The 7,256-nt window shown below is 65.7% G+C and carries 6 protein-coding genes; 1 reads left to right on the forward strand and 5 read right to left on the reverse strand.

Annotation, left to right across the window (positions count from 1 at the left end; all coding sequences use genetic code 11):
- Window positions 1-102 precede the first annotated feature (102 nt).
- Complete coding sequence (locus Q1V71_RS06285; RefSeq protein ID WP_300641829.1) at window positions 103-330, forward strand: hypothetical protein; 228 nt, start codon at window positions 103-105, stop codon at window positions 328-330.
- Here the strand turns inward: Q1V71_RS06285 and Q1V71_RS06290 are convergent.
- The 5 genes from Q1V71_RS06290 to Q1V71_RS06310 form a co-directional block, all read right to left on the reverse strand.
- Window positions 309-1,412 (reverse strand): FAD-dependent oxidoreductase, encoded by a 1,104-nt coding sequence (locus Q1V71_RS06290; RefSeq protein WP_300641832.1) that lies wholly within the window; start codon window positions 1,410-1,412, stop codon window positions 309-311. The two genes, Q1V71_RS06285 and Q1V71_RS06290, sit on opposite strands and share 22 nt — an antisense overlap.
- 607 nt (window positions 1,413-2,019) lie before the next feature.
- Entirely contained in the window at window positions 2,020-2,550 is a 531-nt protein-coding gene (locus Q1V71_RS06295) for a hypothetical protein (RefSeq protein WP_300641835.1), read from the reverse strand.
- Complete coding sequence (locus tag Q1V71_RS06300) at window positions 2,547-3,323, reverse strand: TIGR04255 family protein (protein ID WP_300641838.1); 777 nt, start codon at window positions 3,321-3,323, stop codon at window positions 2,547-2,549. The genes Q1V71_RS06295 and Q1V71_RS06300 overlap by 4 nt, the downstream gene beginning before the upstream one ends.
- A gap of 111 nt (window positions 3,324-3,434) precedes the next feature.
- Window positions 3,435-4,004 carry a hypothetical protein gene (locus Q1V71_RS06305; protein ID WP_300641841.1) on the reverse strand — a complete coding sequence of 190 codons (570 nt, stop codon included), beginning with the start codon at window positions 4,002-4,004 and terminating at the stop codon, window positions 3,435-3,437.
- A gap of 5 nt (window positions 4,005-4,009) precedes the next feature.
- The gene (locus tag Q1V71_RS06310; protein ID WP_300641844.1) at window positions 4,010-7,099 is read right to left on the reverse strand and encodes a DEAD/DEAH box helicase family protein; all 3,090 of its coding nucleotides are present in this window, start codon (window positions 7,097-7,099) and stop codon (window positions 4,010-4,012) included.
- Window positions 7,100-7,256: the final 157 nt, after the last annotated feature.

Genomic DNA, 7,256 nt, shown 5'->3' on the forward strand with positions numbered 1-7,256 from the left:
GCACGCCGTAGGCTCGAGCATCGTCGAGGCCTTCCGGTTGGTTGCTTGGTCGCACCAAACTTTGGAAGGCCTCGACCCCGTTCCGGGTCAGGCGCTCAGGTCGTGTCGCTCACCTACCCCCACCGCAGGTATGAAGAGCCGGTCATCCCGGCGTTCTGGTACGTCACGCTCGCCAACCTCACCAGCGGCCGCCTCGGCCGGCGGGCGGCCGACAGCCGAGCGGTGGGCGTGCTCGCCGAGAACCACGCCGTCGTGCTGATGGGTCTCTACCTCGTCGTGGTCGTCCTGGTGCTCCAGCGGTTCTGGGACTACTGGGTCAGCCTGGTCTGAGTCCCCGCGTCGGCTCGCTGGAGCAGCAGCGAGGCGGCGTGCCGACCCGCTCGGAGGGCACCGTCGAGGTGCCCGGCGCTGCGGTCGGCGGTCTCGGTCGAGGCCCACGCGAGCCGGTCGTCGACCAGGCGCCGCAAGGCCGGGTGGCCGAAGCCGCCCTGCGCGACCGGGATCGGCGGGTTGGTCCACTGCTCCCGGGACCAGTCCACGCACCGCACCGTCCGCGGCGTGCGCGCCTCCTCGCCGAAGAGGCCGACCAGCTGCTCGATGAAGAGGTCGGCGACCTCAGCACCGCTGGCCCCCAGGGCCTCGGCGGGGGCGAACCCGAAGAGCGCGGCCGGCTCGCCGCCCGGCCCCGACATGTCGTGGACCTCGCGGAACGGCCCGCGGTAGCTGACGGCCGCGCCGGCGAGCCCGACCTCGCGCCAGAAGGGTCGGTCGTAGACGGCCACCGCCTTGACCACCGAGGCCATCCACACCGGGGTGCTCCGCGCCGCGGCCTCCACGTCCGGGGGCAGCGCTGGCTCGACGGCGATCCGCTGCACAGCCAGCGCGGGCGGCACCGCCACCACCACCGCGCCGGCGTCGACCAGCACGGGGTCGCCCTCGCGCGAGGTGGCGTGGACCTGCACCCCGACCGGGCCGCGCACGATCCGCTCGACCGGCGTGCCCAGCCGGACCTCGGCGTACGCCGGCAGGGACGCGCGCATCCGTTCGGCGACCGAGTCCGCGCCGTGCCGGAAGCGACCCGAGGGCACGTCGACCGGGTTGCCGCGGACGCGTCGCACCGGACCGGCGTCGGGCTCGAGCACGGCGTCGCCGGCGAGGTGCTGTGCGAAGACGTCCAGCCCGAGCTCGGAGACCAGGGCCTCGATCGCTGTCTCCCCTGGCCAGAACCAGGTCGGCCCCAGGTCGAGGCGCCCCCCGTCGACCGCCCAGGACATCGCCCGCCCACCGACCCGCTCGCGCGCCTCCAGGCACAGGACCCGTCGACCTGCGGCCGCGAGGTCCCGGGTCGCGGCGAGCCCGGCCAGACCGGCACCCACGACGACCACGTCCACGGTCTCCGCCGCCCCGGTCATCCGATCGCTCCCTCGAGGTCATGGGGCGTCAGCGAGATCCCCCAACCGCAAGAACCGGGCGACCCCGTCGTTGGTCGTATTGCCGGGACTAGGCGATGGAACCCCGGCAGGAATGAGGACGACTCTTCCGAAATCCACGATGAGCGGCGCTCATCATGCGAGTAGCTCCACGGAGAAGGCCCTTCTTGCCAGGCGACGCTGCGCTTTGCCCAATTGCTTTCTAGACAGGCCGTGGTTAGCGAGAATCACAATCGAAGCGTGAGCAAGATCTGTGGCCTTCGGCGGAGGATCTCTGCGTGGAGATTCTTGGGCGCTGAATGGACGACTAGCCGCAGCCCCCTCCACTTCATGCTCAAACTCTTCCACCATCCTCTTGGTGGTCGACGCAAGGGACGTATACCGCGACTCGAGGATCGCCATCCTATCTAGTCCAAGGTTCTCGAGGACTTTCTCTCGGTATACAGATACTCCATCGCTGTCCCAGCTCAACGCAGCCCAATTCAGCACAGCAGACCCGTCACCCTCATCCACAACGACATGAGTTGGGTTGGTAGGACAGAAACGCCGAAGTAGAGGCTCAGCGTCGTCGAGACTCTCCACCGGTCAGTCAGCGAGCTAACGAGGACAGCACGACGCGGTTCCCGATGCTGCCGCGAAGATGCTTGAGAAAGGCGCGCGCAGTGCGGATAGATTCATCGTTCGACTTCCAGTTGGCATTGAGCTCGAAGTCAAAAATTTCCTCGCCCGCAGCACTATCCGCCCATAGTCGAATGTCCGACTCGGAGACTATGTGCAGAGTGAGCGATGAGCCATTCACTAGCCACTCGACCGCGATGCCTCCCTCGGGTCCGGGCGAGACCTGCGGCGTGGGACCATCATCAATGAGCAAAGCGTCCACCAGCTCCGTCGCGGCCCTCGCCAAAGAGAAGGTGAGGCGCACGTCTTCACCGACAACCGCTTGCGCGAGCGAGCTTACGAAGTGTGCAAGAAGCTGATCTCGTGTGACGGTGGGGGCAAGTTGCCTGACCACTATGCCGTTAGTAGTTGGGGTCGACTTGAGTAGCCGCCCCGAGCGGCTCAGAACGAACTGTCGGGATCGATTTTCCCTGACGGACGGGGACGTCATGGTCACGCTCATCGCTGCTCTCCCCAGTGTTTTCGAATTTCAGGAGTCGTCACACCGTCAAAGGCGTGCCGGGCCATCCTGTGTGCGGCGTCGAGTCGACTCAACGCCTCCGTCAAAGTTGTATCAGGGTTATGAAAGCAACGAGCCGATATGGAAAGGTTGACCGGCCCCGTTTCCGCAGGACCGAGTGGCTCAACAACCACGTCCAGTTGACCTGAGCCACCGACGACGTCAAACGCGCGCACATGTTGGAAGCGCGTAAGTACGGGCGTTGTCTCCTCCGCCAGAACAGGCTCGTTCCAGACGGCGAACGCACTCGAGCCAACTACTACGGTCGGGTCGATTGCGTTAACGTAGGACCATTCCGTCACAAGCGGCGAAACTTCTCCGACGACCTGGATGAATTGTCCTGTTAACTCAATGAACTCGTTCCGCAGGCTCTCGAAGCCAGGGTAGCTCGTACCTGAGGCGTCCAGCCGACGCCAATTCAAGATCAACCGGTCGTGCTGGATCTGTATCAAGCTCTGCTGATCAGGCGAGGCCATCCAAACCCGAGTTTGGCTTGGCACCAAACCGAACTCGAAAGAGAAGCCTGGCCCCTGAAGTGCCGGCCGCGTCGGTTGCAGCGTCGGATGCTCAGAGATCACAGGGAACTGGGGAAGCCACAGGTCGTGGAGGCGACTAAGGACCGATAGACCAAAGTAGGGGATCGGAGCGAACTCGAGCGCAGCAACCGATTCAACCAATGGGGGCTCGTCGAACCTTGGCCACTCCGGTTGTGTCACCACTCGATACTAGCGACCCTCGCCGCCAACCGCTGCAGGGTCGTTCAGTGACGCTGATCTGGCGTTCCACCGAATGAGACTGACGCCGTGTGGCCGTAAGCGGGCCGGACATTAGCCCCCTCGGACGTACCAGAACTGGCTCGGCTTGCCGCTAGGCGCGACGGTGGTGACGAGGTGCCCGCGGTCTTTCATCGCGTGAAGAGCGTCGTACACGCTGATGTAGACGACGTTGGGGATGCGACGCCAGACCTCGTGGAGTCGGAGGCCCTTCTCCCCGACGCTCCAGCCACCTCGCTCGATCAGCTGCTCGATCTCCTGGATGCAGTCGTCAACGGACAGGTGCCTCATGTCCGGGTAGTGCGAGGGACTCCGGAGGATCTCGTCTCCCTCGTGGACGTCGATGAGCAGCCAGTCACGCTGCAGCTGGTTGCTCACGCGGTTCCACGCGTTCCTCACCGCGCCCTTGTCCGACCCGAAGCGCTCCTCGAGCAGTGCCAGCCAACCTGCGTAGTTCTCGAGGACGCCCTCCTCGTACCGCCGCAGGACGAACTCGCGCATCGCGTCGTCGAGGCCGCGTGGCCCACCTCGCGCGACCTTCGCGACCGCCGGTGCATTGGTGACCTTCCCGCGTTGGCCGCAGTAGCAGGGGTCGGCATCGCAGAGGTGGCAGTAGTCGCTCATGTCCGTCAGGCCACATCCTCGGGCAAGGCAGTTCGCTTGATCTGCTGCAGGGTCTCAACGATCACGTCAACGTCAGCGTCGGGGAAGACATAGTCCGGGCCCGTGGGCGCGTGATCGGTGTACGGCGACTCGAAGAGGCGGGCCGGATCCACGCTGCCGTTCTTCGTCAGTTCGTCGACGATGAGGTTCACGAAGCGGATCTGGTCGGCGGTGAACTTGGTGCTGTCCAGATAGTTCTCGAATGCTTCGGTCGCGGCTGCCCGGTCGAGGCCGACGAGACCTCGCACGAAGAGACCGAGTCCGCCTTGGTCGGTGGCCCAACTGATGTCGACCTCTTGTCCGCCAGAGGCGAGGAGCATCTGCTCCAGCTCGGTCAAATCGGAGGCTGTGAGCTGCTTGTTGCGCCGAAGTCGCTGTAGGGCGAGGTTGTCGTGGTGTTCGCGGAGGTACGCCTCGGCCTTCGCGCGGAACCGTTCGAAGTTCGTCCCGGGCGTTACTCGCGGGAGCACGACCTCAACGCCCTCGCTGATGATGTCCTCGAAGTCGGTGTAGACGGGGTTACGGGCAGTCTTCTCGATGAACCGGGCCAAGCCGCGGATGCGGAGACGGGCAAGCTCCAGCATCGGGAGGGTGACGTCGATCCACCACTCGTCTCCGGCCACTGACTCCAGCAGTACGGCCTGTTCTGCCACGGACGGAATGGTCGTCTTGCCGAGCAGGGCGCTGGCGATGTTCTGGATGGACTCACGCAGCCGCTCCGCCAGTACGGCGTCGCCGTCGAGCTGCGCGAGCTGGCGGCGCAGGACGAGGAGGTCGAAGCGCTTGGCGTCCTCGTCGTCATCGCGGATCGAGGACGGCAGACCGGCCAGCGTCAGCAGAACCTCGGTGTCTTCAGGCGCGATCCGCTTCCAGGCGTCTGGGTCGGTGTACTTCTCCACTGCTCGGCGGTGTGGGCGGACCACGAAGTTGTCTAAGTTCATGCCCGCGACGACCTCGTGCAGGGTCGCGGCGGTGGACGAGCGCAGGTCGGGTTCTTCGTCGCCCAGGGCAGTGACGAGACCGAGTCGGGCTTCGAAGAGTCGCTGCGAAAGCGACTTCTGCGTCTGGCCCTGCGAGCCGGGCAGGTCCTGGCTGAAGTACTCGAGGTTGCCGCAGAAGTCGAAGACCAGGAAGTCCTTCTTGTCCTCGCCGGGGCCGAACAGGTCCGGGCACAGGCGGGTGCCGCGGCCGATCATCTGCCAGAACTTCGACTTCGATCGAACCATCTTGAAGAAGACGAGGTTGACGACCTCCGGGACGTCGATGCCGGTGTCGAGCATGTCGACGCTGATCGCGATGTGCGGAGCCTTGTCGTGGATCGAGAAGTCGTCGATGAGCGACTGGGCGTACGGCGTGCCGTGGGTGATGACGCGGGCGAAGTGGCCGGCCAGCTCGGGGTAGGCGAGGTCGAACCGCTTGGCGATGAAGTCAGCGTGGTTCTGGGACTTGGCGAAGATGATCGTCTTGCCGAGTCGGTCGCCGCCGGCGACCTTGTAGCCCTGCACCATCAGGGTCTCGAGGACCTTGTCGACGGTGTCCTCGTTGAAGAGGAAGCGGTTGATCTCTTCGGCGCCGACCTCGTCCGGTGGACCGTCCTCACCCCAGTCGAGGCCGTCCCACTGATCCTTCTCCTCCTCGGAGAGGTCGTCGTAGGTGATGCCCGAGCGCAGGAACTGCGTGCCGACGCTGATGCCCTTCGGTGGCACGAGATAGCCGACGTCGACTGCCTCGTCGAGAGGGTAGTTATCGGTGGGGACGCCGTCCTCGAGGTGGAACAGCCGGTAGGTGTTGTGGTCGACCTCGTCCTTGGGAGTCGCGGTCAGCCCGACGAGGAGTGAGTCGAAGTAGTCGAAGATCGCGCCGTACTTGGCGTAGACCGAGCGGTGTGCCTCGTCGATGACGATGAGGTCGAAGTAGCCCGGCCCGAATCGGCGGAGCGAACCGCCGGTCGAGCCTGTCGAGACCATCTCGTTGATGAGGTTCATCATCGTGGGGTACGTCGAGACGTAGACGCGGCCCTCGATGGCCTTCTCGGTCACGAGGTTGACCGTCGTCGAGCCGGGCAGGTGCTGCTTGAAAGCGTTGGCTGCCTGGTTGACCAGGGCGGTGCGGTCGGCGAGGAAGAGCACGCGCTTGACCCAGTTGGCCTTCTGCAGCAGGTCGACCAGGGCGATGGTGGTGCGGGTCTTGCCCGAGCCGGTCGCCATGACCAGCAGCGCCTCGCGCTGCTTGCGGTCGAAGGCGTCGCCGACGGCCTTGATGGCCCGCACCTGGTAGGGACGCCCGGCGATGTCGGTGTTGGCCTGCGCGGAGCCCAGCGGGAGCTTGATCTGGCGGCGCTGGATCAGCAGCTCGAGCTCGTCGCGGGTGTAGAAGCCCTGGGTCTCTCTGGGCGGGTAGCCGCCGGCGTCGTCCCAGATCCGGTGCTCGTAGCCGTTGGTGTAGAAGACGACTGGCCGTCGACCGAACTGCTTCTCCAGGCAGTCGGCGTACAGCTTGGCCTGCTGCTGACCGACCTCGGGCGACTTCGACGTCCGCTTGGCCTCGACCACCGCCAGCGGCAGCCCGTCCGCGCCCCATAGGACGTAGTCGACGAATCCGTTGCCCTCGGCGTTGGGCATGCCGGTGACCGGGTACTCGCGGTCGCGTTCCTCGTCGAGCGCCCATCCGGCCTCCTGCAACAGGACGTCGATGAAGAGGTCGCGGGCCGCGGCCTCGTCGTAGTCACGGGTGTCCGGAGCGGCCTCCGCCTGGGCAGCAGCGATCTGGGCCTGCAGCTCGGCGATCCTCACCTCGTGCGCGGCCAGCCGCTCGTCCTTCTCGGCGAGCTCGCGGGCGTGGGCCTCGTCCTGCTCCTTGAACTTCTCTGCGAGTCGAGCGACGTCGTCACGTGACAGCGGCGCTGCCTTCGCCGCCAGGGCAGGGTCGAACTGCGCCTGCAACGGCACCACCGAGGGCGCCGGGGAGTGGTGGTAGGACGTCCACACCACGACGTTGAACAGCTCGCGCAGCACCGCGGTCGACACGTCCGCGCGGATCTGACGGTTCTCGTGCACCGCGGTGTTGGCGATGCGGAAGATGTCAAGCAGTCTGAGACACGTCTCGTTACGCGGTCTGTATGAGGGCCTCCGGTGAGGGCTGGTTGATCCAGGCGGCCTTGGGCAGCTTCGGCGCCTGGGGTCGGCGGTTGCCGAATCGTTCGGGGTGAGCGGC

Origin of the sequence: Nocardioides sp., from assembly GCF_030149505.1 — a bacterium.
Classification (GTDB): Bacteria; Actinomycetota; Actinomycetes; order Propionibacteriales; family Nocardioidaceae; genus Nocardioides.